19 protein-coding genes, 3 pseudogenes and 1 other annotated feature are annotated in these 17982 nt (G+C 33.2%); of the genes and pseudogenes, 18 read left to right on the forward strand and 4 right to left on the reverse strand.

The genetic code is table 11. The features are described 5' to 3' along the window. The first annotated feature begins 1 nt into the window (after position 1). The 8 genes and pseudogenes from ACU8YW_RS10660 to ACU8YW_RS10695 all read left to right on the forward strand — a co-directional run bounded on the left by ACU8YW_RS10660 (position 2) and on the right by ACU8YW_RS10695 (position 6032). Positions 2 to 757, forward strand: coding sequence for a DUF975 family protein (locus ACU8YW_RS10660; protein ID WP_097889501.1), 756 nt, complete (start codon positions 2 to 4; stop codon positions 755 to 757). A 69-nt stretch (positions 758 to 826) separates the two neighbouring features. Next, a pseudogene (locus ACU8YW_RS10665) lies at positions 827 to 943 on the forward strand (SseB family protein); the annotation flags it as partial. A 91-nt stretch (positions 944 to 1034) separates the two neighbouring features. After that, positions 1035 to 1691 carry a hypothetical protein gene (locus tag ACU8YW_RS10670; RefSeq protein WP_097889502.1) on the forward strand — a complete coding sequence of 219 codons (657 nt, stop codon included), beginning with the start codon at positions 1035 to 1037 and terminating at the stop codon, positions 1689 to 1691. 80 nt (positions 1692 to 1771) lie between these two features. After that, positions 1772 to 2257 (forward strand): deaminase domain-containing protein, encoded by a 486-nt coding sequence (locus tag ACU8YW_RS10675; RefSeq protein WP_141499179.1) that lies wholly within the window; start codon positions 1772 to 1774, stop codon positions 2255 to 2257. Positions 2258 to 2284: 27 nt separating this feature from the next. After that, positions 2285 to 2641: an Imm3 family immunity protein gene (locus ACU8YW_RS10680; RefSeq protein WP_098133704.1), complete on the forward strand. Its 357-nt coding sequence runs from the start codon at positions 2285 to 2287 to the stop codon at positions 2639 to 2641. A gap of 491 nt (positions 2642 to 3132) precedes the next feature. Beyond that, positions 3133 to 3273 (forward strand): annotated as a pseudogene (locus tag ACU8YW_RS10685) (PepSY domain-containing protein); the annotation flags it as partial. 101 nt (positions 3274 to 3374) lie between these two features. Continuing rightward, positions 3375 to 3623, forward strand: a binding site (T-box leader). A gap of 116 nt (positions 3624 to 3739) precedes the next feature. After that, positions 3740 to 5080: a sodium-dependent transporter gene (locus tag ACU8YW_RS10690; RefSeq protein ID WP_098133705.1), complete on the forward strand. Its 1341-nt coding sequence runs from the start codon at positions 3740 to 3742 to the stop codon at positions 5078 to 5080. 77 nt (positions 5081 to 5157) lie between these two features. Continuing rightward, positions 5158 to 6032 (forward strand): annotated as a pseudogene (locus tag ACU8YW_RS10695) (alpha/beta fold hydrolase). Positions 6033 to 6070: 38 nt separating this feature from the next. On the opposite strand, the gene ACU8YW_RS10700 reads toward ACU8YW_RS10695, so the two are convergent. Then, the gene (locus tag ACU8YW_RS10700; RefSeq protein ID WP_088609119.1) at positions 6071 to 6646 is read right to left on the reverse strand and encodes a nucleotidyltransferase family protein; all 576 of its coding nucleotides are present in this window, start codon (positions 6644 to 6646) and stop codon (positions 6071 to 6073) included. 24 nt (positions 6647 to 6670) lie between these two features. Beyond that, positions 6671 to 7468, reverse strand: coding sequence for a lipid II flippase Amj family protein (locus ACU8YW_RS10705; RefSeq protein WP_087982567.1), 798 nt, complete (start codon positions 7466 to 7468; stop codon positions 6671 to 6673). Between the two features lie 191 nt (positions 7469 to 7659). Here ACU8YW_RS10705 and ACU8YW_RS10710 point away from each other — a divergent pair, with 191 nt between their 5' ends. The 6 genes from ACU8YW_RS10710 (at position 7660) to ACU8YW_RS10735 (ending at position 13220) form a co-directional block, all read left to right on the forward strand. Continuing rightward, complete coding sequence (locus ACU8YW_RS10710; protein ID WP_088063240.1) at positions 7660 to 8325, forward strand: HAD family hydrolase; 666 nt, start codon at positions 7660 to 7662, stop codon at positions 8323 to 8325. Between the two features lie 356 nt (positions 8326 to 8681). Beyond that, positions 8682 to 10121, forward strand: a complete 1440-nt coding sequence (locus tag ACU8YW_RS10715) for a GntP family permease (protein WP_088609122.1) — start codon at positions 8682 to 8684, stop codon at positions 10119 to 10121. 52 nt (positions 10122 to 10173) lie between these two features. Then, positions 10174 to 11376, forward strand: coding sequence for an alcohol dehydrogenase EutG (gene eutG, locus ACU8YW_RS10720; RefSeq protein WP_088063241.1), 1203 nt, complete (start codon positions 10174 to 10176; stop codon positions 11374 to 11376). A gap of 147 nt (positions 11377 to 11523) precedes the next feature. Beyond that, complete coding sequence (locus ACU8YW_RS10725; protein WP_098649408.1) at positions 11524 to 12222, forward strand: aspartate/glutamate racemase family protein; 699 nt, start codon at positions 11524 to 11526, stop codon at positions 12220 to 12222. 87 nt (positions 12223 to 12309) lie between these two features. Further along, entirely contained in the window at positions 12310 to 12783 is a 474-nt protein-coding gene (locus tag ACU8YW_RS10730) for an SAM-dependent methyltransferase (protein ID WP_087982557.1), read from the forward strand. After that, entirely contained in the window at positions 12780 to 13220 is a 441-nt protein-coding gene (locus ACU8YW_RS10735; protein WP_048540883.1) for a GNAT family N-acetyltransferase, read from the forward strand. Before ACU8YW_RS10730 ends, ACU8YW_RS10735 begins: the two co-directional genes overlap by 4 nt. Before the next feature lie 57 nt (positions 13221 to 13277). Here the strand turns inward: ACU8YW_RS10735 and ACU8YW_RS10740 are convergent, their stop codons facing one another. Continuing rightward, the gene (locus tag ACU8YW_RS10740; RefSeq protein ID WP_060488621.1) at positions 13278 to 13805 is read right to left on the reverse strand and encodes an HAD-IIIA family hydrolase; all 528 of its coding nucleotides are present in this window, start codon (positions 13803 to 13805) and stop codon (positions 13278 to 13280) included. A gap of 29 nt (positions 13806 to 13834) precedes the next feature. Next, positions 13835 to 14266: a GNAT family N-acetyltransferase gene (locus tag ACU8YW_RS10745; RefSeq protein WP_088063244.1), complete on the reverse strand. Its 432-nt coding sequence runs from the start codon at positions 14264 to 14266 to the stop codon at positions 13835 to 13837. Positions 14267 to 14419: 153 nt separating this feature from the next. Here ACU8YW_RS10745 and ACU8YW_RS10750 point away from each other — a divergent pair, with 153 nt between their 5' ends. The 4 genes from ACU8YW_RS10750 to ACU8YW_RS10765 all read left to right on the forward strand — a co-directional run bounded on the left by ACU8YW_RS10750 (position 14420) and on the right by ACU8YW_RS10765 (position 17934). After that, positions 14420 to 15130: an ABC transporter ATP-binding protein gene (locus ACU8YW_RS10750; protein WP_088609124.1), complete on the forward strand. Its 711-nt coding sequence runs from the start codon at positions 14420 to 14422 to the stop codon at positions 15128 to 15130. Further along, complete coding sequence (locus ACU8YW_RS10755; RefSeq protein ID WP_088609125.1) at positions 15123 to 16322, forward strand: ABC transporter permease; 1200 nt, start codon at positions 15123 to 15125, stop codon at positions 16320 to 16322. The genes ACU8YW_RS10750 and ACU8YW_RS10755 overlap by 8 nt, the downstream gene beginning before the upstream one ends. Before the next feature lie 283 nt (positions 16323 to 16605). Beyond that, entirely contained in the window at positions 16606 to 17193 is a 588-nt protein-coding gene (locus ACU8YW_RS10760) for a YpjP family protein (RefSeq protein ID WP_001134418.1), read from the forward strand. Between the two features lie 105 nt (positions 17194 to 17298). Then, the gene (locus tag ACU8YW_RS10765; protein WP_141540980.1) at positions 17299 to 17934 is read left to right on the forward strand and encodes an HAD family hydrolase; all 636 of its coding nucleotides are present in this window, start codon (positions 17299 to 17301) and stop codon (positions 17932 to 17934) included. Positions 17935 to 17982 lie beyond the last annotated feature (48 nt).

Consider the following 17982-nt stretch of genomic DNA (forward strand, 5'->3'; position numbering starts at 1 on the left):
GATGATTAGCAATTTAAAAAGGGAAGCATTAGCCTCATTGAAAGGCCGATGGGGATTAGGGGTAGGTTCAACGTTTCTTAATTATCTCATTCCCGTAGCAAGTATGTATATCATTGGTATAGTAGTATTTCTAATTTTTGGTTTGTTTATAGATGTTATAGGACCTGAGAACTTTGTATATTATTCATATGGCGAACCTCAAATTAATTTTGGATTAATTTTATCTCAAATTATTGTATGGGTTATTATTTCTATTCTTTATATTGTTGTACAGAGTGTTATGAGTTACGGCTATTATACAATCACATTAGGTTTAGCGAAAAATGAATCTACCACAATAGGTGATCTGTTTGCGGGTTTCAATTCAAAGAATATATTTAGAGCTATGAAACTAGGTATCTTACAAACAATATTTATTAGCTTATGGAGTCTTTTGTTCATAGTTCCAGGTATTATTAAATTTTTCTCTTATTCTATGGCTTACTACATTATGTTAGAGGATCCAGAATGTACAGCAAGTGAGGCAATTAAAAAAAGTAAAATGATGATGAAAGGACATAAGTTAGATTTATTTATCACTTGGCTAAGTTTCATTGGATGGTTTATTTTAGGTTCATTGGTGGGAATATTTACCCTAAATCTCCCATATCTTTGGATTTCGCCATATTATACTACTACAGTATCGCATTTCTACCTAAATCTAGTAAATAGAACTAATAATACAAATGAAGTACCAGTAATCAATATTCAAAAATAACGGATTTAACATTCGCCATCTTACTTTAAGTAAGGTGGCGAAATTATTTCACATAAAGAGTGAAGTTCAATGAGTTTACTAGAAATTTGTCCATTAGATGAGGTGTTAGTGGAAGCTTTATAGAATGAAGAAAAAAGATTTCGTTTTTATGAAATATTACAGAAATCAAATTTGCACGTTGTTGCAGATGACTGGAGACTTTTAGGAAGAATACTCAAGATTTAAGGATTGAGTTTAAAATATATGAATCTTAGGTAGTTTGAATTGGAGATGTAATATGAAAGCGAATAAAGCATTTGAGCGCGTATGTAATCTAATATCTGAAAAGTATTTAGATAATGGTTGGAAATATTCTAAGTCGGGTCATTGGATGAGTAAAAAAGATAAAAATTTCATTTATAAGGTATCCTTTTATACAAGTTGGAATAATATATCTGATAAAAATGTAGTATTTTATGGTGAATGCGCAATTCTTCCTTTAAAATCTAAAGATAAAATATTTCATATTAATACACGTCAGTACAATCTACCAAGCAATCAGTTATATTGGAACATAGCAAATGAGGAAGAGTGGGAGCGGACAGTTAACGAATTCATCAATTGGTTAAATAGTGTATTTATGCCAATTGTAGAAAGGTGCACGAATGATTTGAACAACTTTGTAAAAGAGGTTGTTGAAAGGGGTTTTTATCCTCAAAAGGGTTATATGGTAGATATTAATTTTATATTAAAGCACGGGTCACGTGAATTGGCAGAGGAAGCTATCAAAAGATACTATGACAGTTTGGAAGAGTCAATAAAAAAAGAATTTAAAGATAACTATGAAAGTATGGTGTATGGTAATGAAGCAGTTAGTGCATATGGTAATAACATGATGAGGAATTACACCAATTTTAGAACTATCATAGATAATAAAATACTTGTTACTTTATAGTACATCAAATGGTTTGACTTAGTAAGCGATAATTGGTAACCCAATTATCGCTTTTGGTTTTAAATAAGGGTACGGGAAAAGTGTATCCAACGAGACAAATAGATTCAGTAACAGAAGCACATATAATTGATAGAGTGAAAGAAATAAGAGGGAATTTAACAAGTAGGTATAAGAAATCTGGTAATTTTGCTGTTGCAGAAGTGGATGTCAGTGGGATAAGTAAATCTGAATTTTATGCTCAAAGTAGCATAAATGAACTCAAAGGAAATCTTGAGCATAAGGTGCCTGATATTTCTTTACAACCTGAAAATCCAATGTTTAAAGCTACAGAAGCAGTTGGTAAAGAGGGAGAGAGTTATTTAAGGAATACAGATACGGAGTATAAAATACTAAATGATATTGCTTCTAGGCTTGGAGAGAATACACAAGCTACTGGAAAAATTAAGTTATTTACAGAATTGGATATTTGCGACAGTTGCAGTAAAGTCATAGCAGAGTTTGCTACTAAATATAAAAATATTGAATTAGAAGTCATACACAACAATGGTAATAGAATTATTCCTTAAATTTAATTTTTTTGGAGGGGAAGACTGATGAAAGACTGGGAGTATAATGAATTATTTGATGCGATTCAGGAGACATATGAAGAGTTGTTAGATGAAGACAGGGGATATAGGTATGCTATAGCAAAACTAGCGGGTGAATTTGATAACTTAGGTAAGATAGAAGATGTTATTGTTGATACTGCTATTGGAGAAATTGCAATCGGCCATGAGAAAGTTTTTGTTGGGCGCATTGAAGGTATAACAAAGAGATTAAGCATGTTTAATCCACAAGAAGCAGGAGATGAATTAACTTTAGAAGAAATAAAAGACTTATCGAGAAGAATAAATAAAGTAATAGAAGGACTAAAAAATGAAGAGGTTGATTATAATCCTTCAGCAGAATAGTGATATTTATAAAGGATTGATTATATTAGCTGATTAAATAAGAGTAAAAAGCTCATGATAGTTGTATCATCATAGAGTACTGTATACAATGATAGAATAGAAAAAGAAGTACGAGCTTAGGCGAGATGACATTTTATTGGGCGACGAATATAAAACACATGGAATGTATATGAAATAAACGAACTCGTACAAACTCGTAAGTTTTAATGTAGTAGTTGTCATGACATGTAAAAGGTGTCATATTGTTACTATAAAACTTACAAATTTAATGTTACTTAAAAAACATATGAACTTAAAGCACTTGATTGTCTATGAAAGGCAACAAGTGCTTTTTTGTGTTGTAACGTGAAAGTTTAAAAGAGAATAATAATTTTATAAGTGCAATAATTGTTAAATTTTTATAGATTGTAATGGCTATGTACAGTGTATGACGATAGTAGAGGCAAACATAAAGGGTGGTATTATTTTTTGAAATCATCGTAAAGTACGTTTTAACGGGTGATGTAAGAATACATATAATAAGAGGTGGAGTTATGTCTACTACAACGGTAAATAACGCTATTCAACAAAAGGAGTCATCACAACAACAAGATGACGATGATCAAGAAGAAGGTACTGATGACGAAGGATAATAAAAAAGGATTTCTTATTAAATTTTAATATATAGCTTGACAGTTACTAATATAACCGATATACTTCATATTAATTTCAAAAGAAAATATATTCTAAATATTAAAATGTGTTGAATAGGAGTAGTAAGGTCATGTATTTGTACAGAGAGCTATGGGTTGGTGCGACATAGTCAAATGACATCCTGAACTCGCCTAGGAGCAGTAAGGTGGAACGGAATCACATTCTTAGTAAATCTTAACGGTTAACCTTCGATATTAGGTTTGTAATCAAACGATTACTACTAAGGTGGATTCATAATGGAATCAATAAGGGTGGTACCGCGTTAAGTAAATGGCTTAGCGTCTCTTTATATAGAGACGTTGAGCCATTTTTTTATTTTATGGAAATAGAAATGGAGGGTTTATTCGGATTGGTTTACAAAATTTAATTATTTATATAAAGTAATTTGACTAGGAGGAAAATAAGATGAAACAGACGGAGCAATGGACTTCGAAATTAGGTTTTATAATGGCTGCAGCAGGATCAGCAATTGGACTTGGCGCAATATGGAAGTTTCCTTATATCGCTGGGAAGAGTGGGGGAGGGGCATTCTTTTTAATCTTTATATTATTTACTGTATTAATTGGACTACCACTACTTATAGCTGAATTTATGATTGGGCGCAGTACACAGAAACAAGCAGTTGGAGCATTTAAAAGTATCGCACCTAATACAGGATGGCACTGGATTGGACGCCTTGGCGTTGGAACATGTTTTATACTACTTTCGTTTTATAGTGTTGTAGGTGGATGGGTGTTAATTTATTTATTCAGAGGAGTAACGGGACAACTTATTACTCCGGGACAAAATTATGGAGCGTTATTTACTGAAACAATTGGAAATCCCGCTTGGGCGATTATGGGACATTTCGCTTTTATGTTCATTACGATTTGGGTTGTATCAAAGGGTGTACAAAATGGAATTGAAAAAGCAAGTAAATATATGTTGCCAGCATTGTTTGTTTTATTTGTTGCTCTTATTATTCGTTCATTAACACTTGAAAATGCAATACAAGGTGTGAAGTTTTTCTTACAACCAGATTTTTCAAAGATTACTTCAGAAAGTATTTTATTCGCGATGGGACAATCATTTTTTGCGATTAGTATCGGGATTTCGATTATGGTTACCTATAGCTCGTATTTAAATAAAAAAGAAAGTTTACCAAAATCAGCAGTTACAATTGTTGGATTGAATTTATTTGTTTCATTATTTGCAGGTCTTGCTATCTTTCCGGCCGTATTTTCATTAGGAATGGAGCCGACAGAAGGACCTGGATTACTATTTATCGTATTACCATCTGTATTTAGTCAAATTCCATTCGGTGGGTTGTTCTTAACAGTATTTCTTGCACTATTTACATTTGCAACATTAACATCGGCATTTTCTCTACTAGAGACAGTTGTTTCAGCATTAGCAAATGGTGAACAAGAAAAAAGAACGAAATTATCATGGATAATCGGTTTCGGCATTTTCTTAGTAGGTATACCATCCGCGTTATCATTTGGAGTATGGAGTGATATTACGATTTTCGGAAAGAATATTTTTGATGCAGTAGACTTCTTATCTAGTAATATACTAATGCCACTTGGTGCACTATTTATTAGTATTTTCGTTTCATTCAAAATGGAAAAGAAGGTACTAGAAGCAGAGTTTTTTGTAGGTGGAAATTATGGAAAGAAAGTATTTATTTGTTGGGCGTTTTTACTTCGATTTATAGCACCACTTGCAATAATCATCGTCTTTTTAAATGTAATAGGGATTATTTAAAATTAAATGTTATAATATTCAGTAAAAAAAAGAAGGTGATGGTCATAAAAGCGAATTTGATAGAAGTAGGAAAATATATGAATATTAGAGGGAAAAAACTATACGTTGAAACGCATGGAAATCCTAAAAATAAACCAGTCCTATACTTGCATGGTGGACCAGGAGAAAGTTGCTATGATTTTTCATTTCATCAAGCGGAACGTTTAAAAGATTCTTTATATGTAATAATGATAGATCAAAGAGGTGTTTGTCGCTCAGAAGAAATTACTGAGGACGAAGCTTTTGGATTAAATGATTTGATTGAAGACTGTGAGGAACTAAAAAAGTATTACAAATTGAGAAATGGTCTGTCATTGGACATTCTTTCGGTGGATATTTAGCATTGTTATATGCGTCGATATATCCAAGTTCAATTGAGAAAATCATATTTGAAGCGCCAACTTTCGATTTTGCATTAACAAGTAGAGCTTTGTTACAAAAGACAGGGTATTTATTAAAAAAGTATGGAAAAGAAGTAGTAGCAGAAGAGTCTCTTGCTTATTCATCTAGCAATGCTAGTTCCGAAGAGTTGTTAGAAGCTTATATAAGACTAAGCAATGAATTAGAAGAAAATAGAATGGAGATTTATAATTATAAGGAAGATGTGACAGACGAGAGTTTGTATAGTGATGAAGAGTGGGAAGTATTTTCAAATCGCTCCAAAATTCATTTTGATAGATTAAAAATAGAAGGAGCAGTTCATACTTCATTATTACAAAAAATAAAAGATATACAAAATCCAATGTTATTAATTGTAGGAAAACATGATGCAGTAACGTGTGAAAAACAAATTGAAATATTTAATAAAGATGCTCAAAATGGGGATTGTATTGTATTCGAAGAGAGTGGTCATACACCGCATTATGAAGAAGCAGATCGATTTGCGGAAATAGTCATTCAGTTTTTGAAATAAAATAGAAAGGGAGCTTCGTATAATGAGAAGCTCCTTTTTTAGATTTTAGGATAAGTGATTGCAATGTTAGGCCATATGTTTTGCCATTTCTTTTTATTAACTCTAGTGTTGTACATATGTAATCGCTCTTTTGTTTCAAGAAAATGAGCTGTTGGCCTCACTTGTAAGGAAAGTACATCTTCAATACCGCATGGGGCCGTTAATATGACGTTGTTTAATTCATCAAGTGTAACTCCTAAAGCAGTTGCTGTTTCAGGAAATTTAGAAATAGCATCAACAGAAGAAGAATACGGTGGCATATTATTCACTACATGCATACGAGCTTGATTTTTTACCGACCAAGGTATAGAAGCATCCATATTTACCAGTGCTTTCTCTAGTGATTGCTCATATACCTCATCTGTATGTAATTGATCAAAATAAATGACATCAATATCTGGTGTAGCCGTTCGTATTTCGTAGTCATGTAAAGTATCCCAAATTTTAGAGCGAACAAATCCGGCGCAAATCCACCAATCTGGTAGCTCTAGTGATTTTGCCATTTTTAATATATCCATCATCCATTCGTCGTTTTCTATTAAGCGAATTATATCTTGCTCTGTTTTTATATTCATTGATAAATCTACCTTTCTAGTAAATTAATGCATCAGTTCAATAATCCATAAAATCCAGTAAGCACCTGGTACAAATAGTAGCTGTGCTAATAACGTACCGAGAAGTCTAGATATCATTAGCCAACCATACATTTTACTCATAGATTCAACGCCATTTTCTGATTGTAAAGCACGTTCTGTTAAAAGTGCAATACGTGGATCAAGTAACACTGTTAATAAAATAGTAGCGAAACCATTCACAAGTCCAGAAGCTGTACTTGCATTTGTTGCATAATCTGGATTTAAAAAAGAAGCGTAAAGGGCTGAAAGAACACCAGCTGTATAAATTGCAGTAGCAAACATGTTAATAAGCATAATACGTTTTGGAATACCACCAATACGTAGTCTATGAATCATTTCTAATTTTGGAAATCGTACATATTTTTTTGTATACTTTAATTTTTGAATGTTATTTGTTTTCATCATTCGAATGAAAGAACCGTCTGTTTCAAAGTTTCGAATGACATATCCAAATAGTTTTGTCAAAGTTGGATACAGAATAATCGCAAGCAGTGTACCGACAGAGGCAGATAATAGAACGAGCCGTATAATATGCTCTAAATCAATAGAAGAATCTAGTTTTGCTTCATCGACAATCCCGCCAATTAAAAAGGCTTGTAGTAAGTTAGATGTTCTTGAAATAAGCAGTACCATCCCTACGACGGATAAGGCAACGACAATCTTTTTTAAACGAACACCGGCTAATCGAATACTATAAGAACTTGTTTCGACTGCGTGGATAATAATTGTGAAAGCCAGAATAAATATTAAGGTAATTGACATTTAGTTCACCAGTTTCTATTTAGTTAATTGTAACTTTTTTACTTTATCATATCTATTACATTTTGTAACTGAACGTATGTGACATAGAAGAAGAAATTTCCGAAAAGATAAATAATGGTAGTATAGTAAAAGGTAGGCATGAAAAAGCCTTCTATATAATATGTAAAGTAAATAGGAGCGGGGGATTAAATTTGTACATAACATTTCTATTTGACCTAGATGGAACATTGACGGATCCGAAAGAAGGAATTATAAATTCAGTATTATATGCATTAAAAAAGGTTGGAATTGAAGAATTACATGTAAGCGAGTTAGATTCATTTATTGGTCCACCCATCCAGCAATCATTCATAGAGAGATACAATATGAATGAAGGAGAAGTAGAACGCGCTGTTTTTTATTTCAGAGAATATTTAAAGCAGCGTGGATTGTTAGAAAATAAGGTATACGATGGTATTCCAAATCTTTTAAAACAATTAAAAGATACCAGAAATCGTTTATTTATAGCAACTTCAAAACCTACTGTATTTGCAAAACAAGTACTAGATCATTTCCAACTAACGAATTATTTCGAAGGTATAATTGGAAGTAATTTAGATGGTACGAGAATAAAAAAAGAAGAAATCATTGCTCATATTTTACAAACAAATGAAGGCCTAAATAAAGAAGAAATTGTTATGATTGGAGATAGAAAGCACGATATAATCGGTGCGAATAATAATGAAATTGCTTCAATCGGCGTTTTATACGGTTATGGTAGTAAAACAGAATTGACTGAAGTTGGTGCAACTCATATAGTAAATGATGTAAAAGAACTACATCATTTTTGTGTAGACAATAGTTTGATAAAGCAGTAAATATAGAGACTAGCAATCCCTTTATAACGTATGACGATGAATTCGTTTATCCCGCGTTAACGGACAGTAAAACTCCCACCTCAAAATTCAGTTGGAGCAAAGAAGTTAGGTGGGGATCAACTGTCCGTAAACGTCCGATTGGTTCAACTAATAATCAGTGGGGGATGAACAAAACCCCCACTGATTAAAGTTTCACTTTATGTTTAAAGGGATTTTTCATATGTAATCGAATACTTATAATTAGACATTTTTAGCATGAAAAATTTGTATGAATAAGAGGAGGGATGTCAGAAATAAAAGATTAGTAGAAGTTTATCAATAAAATTTTGAATTTTCAGTTTAAAGGAGGAGTATGATTGGAGCTAGTTATTATATTATTAGCACTTAGTTTACTTATGTTTGTAGCATATAGAGGGTTTTCTGTTATTTTATTTGCACCGATATTTGCATTATTTGCCGTATTTTTGACAGAGCCTAGTTTTGTATTACCTTTCTTTTCGAATATCTTTATGGAGAAAATGGTAGGGTTTATTAAACTATATTTCCCTGTATTTTTACTTGGGGCAATATTTGGGAAAGTAGTAGAAATGTCAGGAATTGCAGACTCGATTGCAAAGACAATTATAGAGTTAGTTGGTGAAAAACGTACGATTTTAGCGATTGTATTAATGGGTGCTATTTTAACGTATAGTGGCGTTAGTGTGTACGTAGTAGTGTTTGCTGTATATCCGTTCGCAGCTAAGCTGTTTCGACAAGCGAATATTCCGAAGCGTTTAATCCCTGGAACGATTGTACTTGGAGCGGTCACGTTTACGATGGATGCGCTACCTGGATCACCACAAATTCAAAACGTAATACCTACAACATTTTTTAAAACGGACATTTATGCTGCACCGATACTGGGTATTGTAGGGGCAATTTTTGTACTGACGTTAGGATTACTATATTTAGAGAGTAGACGTAAGAAGGCGAAGGCGGCAGGAGAAGGGTATTTTGGTTTTAACGATGGAGATACTGAAATGGCAGCTTCTTTGCAAGTAGAACAAAAAGATATGCCATTACTGAAAAGCATTGAAATTACAAGAGTTCAGCAAGTGATTGCTTTTATACCACTTATTTTAGTAGGTGTAATGAATAAAGTTTTTACTATTATGATACCGAAGTGGTATCCGAATGGTTTTGATTTTTCTGAAATTGGTATGAAAGCATTTGGAAAAGTAGAATTAAGTGCAGTAGTTGGAATCTGGTCAGTAGAATTAGCACTTATTATAGGTATTGTAACAACGTTATTATTATATTGGAAACGAGTAGTAACAGGATTTCAAGCTGGATTGAATACAAGTATTGGTGGAGCGTTACTTGCAACGATGAATACAGGTGCTGAGTTTGGATTCGGTGGTGTCATCGCAGCACTTCCAGGTTTCGCGATTATGAGAGACGGCATTTCTGCCACATTCACAAATCCTCTAGTGAATGGAGCTGTAACGACGAATATTTTAGCTGGAATTACAGGCTCTGCATCAGGAGGGATGGGAATTGTTTTAAGTGCGATGGGAGATAAGTTTATTGCAGCGGCCAATCAATTTGATATTCCATTAGAAGTAATGCACCGTATCGTGTCAATGGCATCGGGAGGAATGGATACATTACCACATAACGGAGCTATTATTACTATTCTTACAGTAACAGGTTTAACACATAAACAGTCATATAAAGATATTTTTGCCATTACAGTTTTGAAAACGGTTGCCGTATTTTTAGTAATTGCATTCTATACTGCAACAGGAATTTATTAAGTCGATATTTTATAAACTAAAACATTAATTAGGGTAAGAAGGGGTGGAGTACTTGCAAGAAGTTGCTGAGTTTCGTATGCCGAAGTCCGTATTATATGGAAGAAATTCGCTTGAAAAGCTGGGGGAACAATCTAAGAAGTTGGGGAAAAGAGCGTTTATAGTTACGGATACAATTATGGAGAATTTAGGATATGTTGAGAGGTGTATACAACAATTAAATACGAAAGGTATTACTGTTAGTACATATAATAAAGTAAATGCTGAGCCTACAAATATACACGTGTTAGAAGCGTTAACACTTTGTAAAGAAGGAAAGTGTGATTTTATTATTGGTATTGGTGGTGGAAGTTGTATTGATGCAGCGAAAGCAGTTGCGGTGTTATATACAAATGGTGGAGAAGTGGAAGATTATGTCCAAAAAGATATGGAAATAGACAACGATCCGCTACCACTAATTGCAATCCCAACAACTTCTGGTACTGGATCGGAAGTAACAAGTGTAGCAGTAATTACGAATAAACGAACAGATGTAAAAATGATGATGAAGCATCCAAATTTCACACCGCAAGTAGCGATTATTGACCCAATATTAACGCGTTCGGTACCACCTCATATTACAGCAGCAACAGGGATAGATGCATTATGTCATGCAGTCGAAGCATATATTTCTAAAGTTTCACAATCACTTACCGATGTACTTGCACTTTCCGCTATTGAAAGTATTATGAAATATTTACGTATTGCATATGAGGATGGAGAGAATATGGAGGCAAGAGAAGCGATGATGATTGCTTCCTTACAAGCTGGAATCGCATTTTCCAATGCATCTGTTACGTTAGTTCATGGAATGTCAAGGCCGGTAGGAGCGTTATTTCATGTACCACATGGTATATCGAATGCAATACTATTACCTACAGTTTTACAATATACAAAAATTAGTGCAGTAAAAAGACTAGCGGATATTGGACGTTGTTTAAATAAAGATTTGTATTCCTATTGTGATGAAGAAGTAGCCGACTACACGCTGAGGGAAATAAAAAAACTTTGTTTTGATCTTCGTATTCCAAATTTAAAAGAATACGGAATTGGTGAAGTTGAATTTGAAACAGCTATTTCTAAAATGGCATCAGATGCAATTGAAAGTGGAAGTCCAGCAAATAATCCACGTGTGCCATCATATGATGAAATTAAACAGTTGTATCGAGAATGTTTTCATTATCAATATGAAGATTTTATAAAAACATCAAAAAAATAATTTCAGAATATTCTTATAAAATTTCCTTGGAAATAGTTAAAACAAGACTTTATATTATAAACGTAAAGTCTTGTTTTATTGTGTATAATATACATAATAAAATGTTGTGATTAGTTTTAAAAAACAGTATAAGGTGGGTGTTGTGTAATGAAAACAATAGGTTTAATTGGTGGTATGAGTTGGGAATCAACTTCTGAATATTATCGAATCATAAATGAAGAAATAAAAGAGAGATTGGGAGGATTACATTCAGCAAAATGTATGATTAATAGTGTGGACTTTGAAGAGATTGAACGATTCCAGTCTAACGGAGATTGGAATGGAGCAGGAGAAATATTAGGAAATGCGGCATATTCGTTACAGAGGGGAGGAGCAGATTTTATAATTATTTGCACAAATACAATGCATAAAGTAGTTGAGAAAATAAAGGAGAATATTCATATTCCAGTCTTACATATCGCTGATGCAACTGCGAAAGAAATTAAAAGGAAAGATATTCAAAGGGTTGGTTTGCTTGGAACTAAATATACAATGGAGCAAGACTTTTATAAATTACGCATAGAAGAGAATCGTATAAAAGTAATGGTTCCATCAGAAAAGGATAGAGAAAAGATAAACGAAGTAATATATACAGAATTATGTTTAGGAAAGATAACATCTCAATCTAGAGAGTATTATAAAAGAGTTATAGAAGAGCTAGTACAAGAAGGGGCCCAAGGAATTATATTAGGTTGTACAGAAATAGGATTATTAATAAAGCAGGAAGACGTATCAGTTCCGATATTCGACACAACTTATATACATGCAGTTGAAGCAGTTAATTTCGCTTTACGAAATAGATCATAATTATATTATGTAACCTAGTTCGCGTTTGTGGAAAACATTCTGAAAATACTTTATAATGTAAGTGGTTACATTTAAGGGGGAATGCGTATGTTTTCAGTTCAACCAATCGCATTTGTACATAATGAAAGAAAGGAAATAAAAGATGATGAGTGGGGAGAAGTAAGATCCTATATTACTTTAACTGAAATATATACTGAGGAAAGTATACAAGGGATTGAAGATTTTTCTCATATTGAAGTTGTTTTTTATTTTCATAAAGTAACTGATGAACAAATTCAATATTTTGCTAGACATCCTAGAAATAATAATGATTATCCTAAAGTAGGCATTTTTGCACAGCGCGGGAAAAATCGTCCGAATCGCATAGGAGCAACAATTGTAAAGGTGATCAAAAGAGAGGGTAAATCAATTATTGTTGAGGGGTTAGATGCTATTGATGGCACACCTATATTGGATATAAAGCCGATAATGAAAGAGTTTATGCCGAAAGAAGAAATTGTACAGCCTAAATGGGCAACGGATATAATGAGACAGTATTGGAAGGGGAATGGAGTAAAATGAGAATATATGAGGCAACAATTGCAGATTTAGATGGACTAGCATCAGTTTTTAATAACTATCGTATGTTTTATAGACAAGATTCCGATTTAGAAGGAGCAAAAGTATTTTTGCGAAGTCGGATCGAGAGAAAAGAATCCGTTATTTTTGTGGCAGTTGAAGACGGCGAATATATTGGCTTCACACAATTATATCCATCATTTTCTTCCATTTCGATGAAAGAATTATGGATTTTAAATGATTTATTTGTACAAGCAACTAAGCGCGGAGCAGGAACAGGTAAAAAATTATTAGAAGCTGCTAAAGAATTTGCATTAGAAAATGGTGCAAAAGGTGTAAAATTACAAACGGAGATTGATAATTTATCAGCACAGCGATTATATGCTGAAAATGGTTATTTGAGAGATAATCGTTATTTCCATTATGAATTAACGTTTTAAAAAAATATAAGATTAAAAGAGACGTTTTCATTGTGAAAACGTCTCTTTTAATTTGTATTATTGTTGATTTAAAATCCAATTTGTAGCATCTTCAAAGTTTTCTGCAATGTAGTTTGGTTCAATATGTGCCCATTTGTCTCGGTACGTATGTAAAGCATCATATCCAGCGCCTGTTCGAACTAATATCGTTGTCGCATGTACTGTTGCGCCTGCAACGATATCAGTCCAGCGATCACCAATTACAGCGCATTTTTTTAAATCAAGCCCATGTTTTTCAGCTGCTTGCAGCAGCATACCTGTACCTGGTTTACGGCATTCACAACCATCACCGTGTTTATGAGGACATACGTATATATCATCAAAACCGAAGTCTTCTAATTCTTGTGCAAAATCAGCTACAGTTGCTATCCCATCTGCGATACCTGGTTGATTTGTGAAAGAGAAAATTTTTATATTTTGGGCTTTTAGTTTTTGCAGAGCTGCTTTTGTGAAAGGAAATAATGTAAAAGAGCCTGGATAATGTATTGTAGTGTCACCACCAATTGTACCGTCACGATCAATAAAAATAGCTTCGATGTTTGTCATAGTTATAGTCCTTTCCATTTATAAGTAGTTTAAAAATGTTTCACAAATCGATATCCATTCACTTCATATCCTAATTTTTTGTAAAAAGGATGTGCTTCTAATCTTTTTGTTCCACTGACTAGCCATGTGCCTATACAATTATGTGTCTTTGCTAATTGCTCAGCATAATCCATTAATACTTGCCCAATGCCTTTTCGTCGTATTGTAGAATCAACGCTAATAATTGAAATTTCCCCATAACGAGTTACATCTTCTAAATTTTCACGAATACGAAACCCAAGTAATCCACATATGGTTTCTTCTTCCTCATAAACATATAAAAAATCAAAGGGACTCATTTGTACGAATTGCAATCGGTTGTTCATATCTTCATACGAAATAGAGGAACCTTTTAATTCTGTTGTTAAAGAACAAAGTGCATCTATATCGTCTATCGTAGCTTCACGAATTTGAAAAGACATATTATCCACTCCAATTAAATGTAATCAAACATTAAATATTCTATTAAAAAGTATGTATTCCTGCTACGAAAATAAATATTTCATAATGATATATAGATAGTTATATGTTATTCTTTTCCTTGATTGTATTGGAAATGGAAAGAAGGGGAATGTATGTTAGAAGTGAATATTCGCTCTGCCGGATATGATATAGGGGAAAAGACAATTCATGATATTGCCTTTTCAATTGAAAAAGGTGAATTAGTTGCACTTATTGGTGCGAATGGTGCCGGGAAGAGTACGACGATTAAAACGATGCTCGGTTTACTTGTAAATATGAATGGTGAAATATCATTTGGTGAAAAGAAAAATCCTTATGCATACGTGCCGGAACACCCGACATATTATGATTATTTGACGCTTTGGGAACATATCGAACTATTAATGGCTGCTCGCGAGAACGAAGTAGGAAGCTGGGAAAGAAAAGCAGAAGAGTTATTACATATGTTTCGAATGGATAAACATAAACATGAGTATTTATCAAAGTTTTCAAAAGGTATGAAACAAAAATCGATGCTCATTTTGGCATTTTTAACTGAACCAGATTTTTATATCATTGATGAACCTTTTATCGGTTTAGATCCAGTAGCTACGAAAGAGTTTTTAAGTTATTTATATAAAGAAAAAGAACGTGGCGCAGGTATATTACTTTGTACTCACGTATTAGACACAGCTGAAAGAATTTGTGAGAGATTTTTACTCATTTCACAAGGTACATTAGTCGCAGATGGAAATCTAGAATCTATCCAAGCGTTAGTAGAAATGCCAGGGAGTTCATTATTAGACTGCTTTGATGTAATCGTAAGGCGTGAACAGCATGATTAAACAACAATTTTATAAAAGATTGCGTCATGAACTGAGGCGTAAATGGAAGTCCATACGTTCTATAACTGATTGGACAGTTGCGCTATATATTATTATTCCAGCACTTATATTTATGGGGATTTATTATCGTTCACTATGGATAGAAGAATTATCGATGGGAGAGACAGTTTATTTCGGATTAGGTCTATTCGCATTTTATGTGATTACATATTCAAGAGGAGTTCGTTCATTTTTTGAACAAGCAGATAGTTTATTTTTAATTTCGTATCCCGCTCACATGCAAAAGTTAATCCAGTATGGTATGACATATACGTTTATTCGAATAGCTATAACGAATGTAATAGTAGTAGTTACTATGTTACCAGTGTTGATGAAAAGTATCGGAGTGACGAAAATACAAGTCGTATTATTTTGGCTATTTTTTACTGTATTTCGATTTCTGTTGTCGTTATTAACGAGATTTATTCATGTACGTGTGGGGAAACGATGGCTACTGTGGATTATAAAAAATGTAATTTTTTCTATAAGTTTAACCTTTTTTGGATTGAGTCTGTTTCTTATTTATACAAATCCAGTTTATTCTATACTAAGTATCGGTCTAGCAGTTTTTCTAATTATCGGGTTGATAAAAGAAAAATGGAATTATAAAAATTGCTTTTTTAAAGAAGTTGAGAAAGAGAAAGAAGAAAGTATGCGCTGGACGAGTGGGATTATGCAAGTTGGTGGTCATACAGCTAAACCGAGTAGTTCGAATAAAAAACCGTGGATGTTTCCGCGTTCTAAAAAGTTTTTAGGGAAGAAAAAGGAATCTCGTATTGTTGAATCCTTTTTAAAAGAATTTTTCCGTACAAGTAGTGCACGAATATTTTATATTCAAATTGTATGTATAAGCACCGTCAGTATTATTATGAGTCCGAGGTGGATTGCAGCTATTATTCTTGCATTTGCTTTAGTTGGAATTTCTCGTTATGCGCGCGATTATTGGAATGAATTTACGAAAAAAATGTTTCTCCATCTATATTGTGATGAAGGAAAATTATTATTGTTAAGATGGAAGGCCGATCGCTATTTATTACTTCCAGTACTGCTTTTGTATGGAATAGTTATACTTTCTCATTTTGATTTATTACTAGCTGTAATTGCCGGGATTATTTTTATAGTATGGATTGGTTGGATTGTATTTTTACCATAGAAAAAGAGCCGAAAAATGGCTCTTTTTTTAATCTGTTACACATTGATAAAGAAAATATACCAAAACGAGTATGCTTGCGGCGGAATACATGACATCTAAAGTCATCGGATTGCCTCCTCATTGTTGTTGTATTTATATTGTATGAAATCTTACAATTTCATATTCAAGTGAAAAATATGTGAACGTTAACAAAATTGTAAAGTGCAAAAATTACAATCATTTTGTATAATAGAAGGAACAACCGTTATATAAAATATAATGAGTGAAAGGGGAGGGAACATACATGCCAAATTGGTTTAGAAAAACCTTAGTCGCATTAATTACCGTATTTACATTTGGTTTAGTGACGCCTCCTTCCATATTGCTTGATAATGCCAAAGCTGCGGACAAGCCTACGAGCACAGCTGGGCAACAAAATTTGGAGAGTACGTCCTATACATATGAAGAAACGAATGACAGGTTAACCACTGATACTTTTATTACGTACGCAATGCAAGAAGCAGAGAAGCAGTCGATGCAAAAGTTTGGCACTAAAATTGGTCCAGTAATTGAAGATGAGTTTAAAGATGTAATATTACCGAAAATTGAAGAGGCAATTGCTGAGCTTGCAAGTGATGTGCCAGAGGAGTCATTGCAATCATTAGCGATTTCTCAAAGACCAGCTGGCGGAAATAATGAAAAGATTTTTCATGTGTATGACACGAAATCAGGAAATGACTTATTGCGATTTCATGTAAGAAGAGATCATCCACCGCAAGATGGTTATTATTTTAATTTCCACTATCACCGTTTTGATGATGGGTACTCAGGACACCATGAATTAGGGAATATTTATTGGAATACGAATATACCGCCAAAGTGGCTTTCTTAAAAAGAACAAGAGAAAATCTTGTTCTTTTTTATGTATATAGAAGGTTTAGACAACTACGGTGTTGAATAAGATAGGTTTAGAAAAAGAAGCAAAGGGAGTATGGGGATGCAAAAATATATTGTTTTTGACTTTGATGGCACATTAGTAGATTCACAAAATATATTTGTACCAATTTATAATCAAATTGCTGAAAAGCACGGATATAAAACGGTAAGGGAAGAAGAAATTGAGTATTTACGTAAATTAACGATGCCAGAGAGATGTAAACAACTTGATGTACCATTGTATAAACTACCGATATTAGCGCTGGAGTTTTATAAATTGTATCAACCCGCTATAAAAGATCTTATTTTGTTTCATGGGATGAAGGATGTATTAGATGAACTGCATAAAAAAGGATACGGAATTGCCGTTATATCTTCTAACTCAGAAGAGCATATTCGGGCATTTTTACACAATAATGATATAGAAAATATACAAGAGGTATATTGTTCTAAAAATTTGTTCGGTAAAGATAAAATGATAAAAAGATTTTTAAAATCGAAAAAGATAACAGAGAAAGATATGTTATACGTCGGTGACGAACAGCGAGACGTAGCAGCGTGTAAAAAGGCTGGGGTGAATGTAATATGGGTATCTTGGGGATATGATGTTATTGAAACAGTGAAAAAAGATGCACCAGATTACATGGTCAATACACCAATGGAAATTGTGCAAATAGTACAAGGGGCATATTCTTAATATGAATACACTTCAATCAGCTATTCATCATATTGAATTTTGGGTATT

The organism is Bacillus pretiosus (assembly GCF_052947655.1).

Excerpts from the sequence above, each read along its gene's own strand:
- ACU8YW_RS10660 (WP_097889501.1), top strand. The coding sequence starts at position 2 with ATGATTAGCAATTTAAAAAGGGAAGCATTAGCCTCATTGAAAGGCCGA.
- ACU8YW_RS10670 (WP_097889502.1), top strand. The coding sequence starts at position 1,035 with ATGAAAGCGAATAAAGCATTTGAGCGCGTATGTAATCTAATATCTGAA.
- ACU8YW_RS10680 (WP_098133704.1), top strand. The coding sequence starts at position 2,285 with ATGAAAGACTGGGAGTATAATGAATTATTTGATGCGATTCAGGAGACA.
- ACU8YW_RS10690 (WP_098133705.1), top strand. The coding sequence starts at position 3,740 with ATGAAACAGACGGAGCAATGGACTTCGAAATTAGGTTTTATAATGGCT.
- ACU8YW_RS10700 (WP_088609119.1), bottom strand. The coding sequence starts at position 6,646 with ATGAATATAAAAACAGAGCAAGATATAATTCGCTTAATAGAAAACGAC.
- ACU8YW_RS10705 (WP_087982567.1), bottom strand. The coding sequence starts at position 7,468 with ATGTCAATTACCTTAATATTTATTCTGGCTTTCACAATTATTATCCAC.
- ACU8YW_RS10725 (WP_098649408.1), top strand. The coding sequence starts at position 11,524 with ATGAAAACAATAGGTTTAATTGGTGGTATGAGTTGGGAATCAACTTCT.
- ACU8YW_RS10730 (WP_087982557.1), top strand. The coding sequence starts at position 12,310 with ATGTTTTCAGTTCAACCAATCGCATTTGTACATAATGAAAGAAAGGAA.
- ACU8YW_RS10735 (WP_048540883.1), top strand. The coding sequence starts at position 12,780 with ATGAGAATATATGAGGCAACAATTGCAGATTTAGATGGACTAGCATCA.
- ACU8YW_RS10740 (WP_060488621.1), bottom strand. The coding sequence starts at position 13,805 with ATGACAAACATCGAAGCTATTTTTATTGATCGTGACGGTACAATTGGT.
- ACU8YW_RS10745 (WP_088063244.1), bottom strand. The coding sequence starts at position 14,266 with ATGTCTTTTCAAATTCGTGAAGCTACGATAGACGATATAGATGCACTT.
- ACU8YW_RS10750 (WP_088609124.1), top strand. The coding sequence starts at position 14,420 with ATGTTAGAAGTGAATATTCGCTCTGCCGGATATGATATAGGGGAAAAG.
- ACU8YW_RS10755 (WP_088609125.1), top strand. The coding sequence starts at position 15,123 with ATGATTAAACAACAATTTTATAAAAGATTGCGTCATGAACTGAGGCGT.
- ACU8YW_RS10760 (WP_001134418.1), top strand. The coding sequence starts at position 16,606 with ATGCCAAATTGGTTTAGAAAAACCTTAGTCGCATTAATTACCGTATTT.
- ACU8YW_RS10765 (WP_141540980.1), top strand. The coding sequence starts at position 17,299 with ATGCAAAAATATATTGTTTTTGACTTTGATGGCACATTAGTAGATTCA.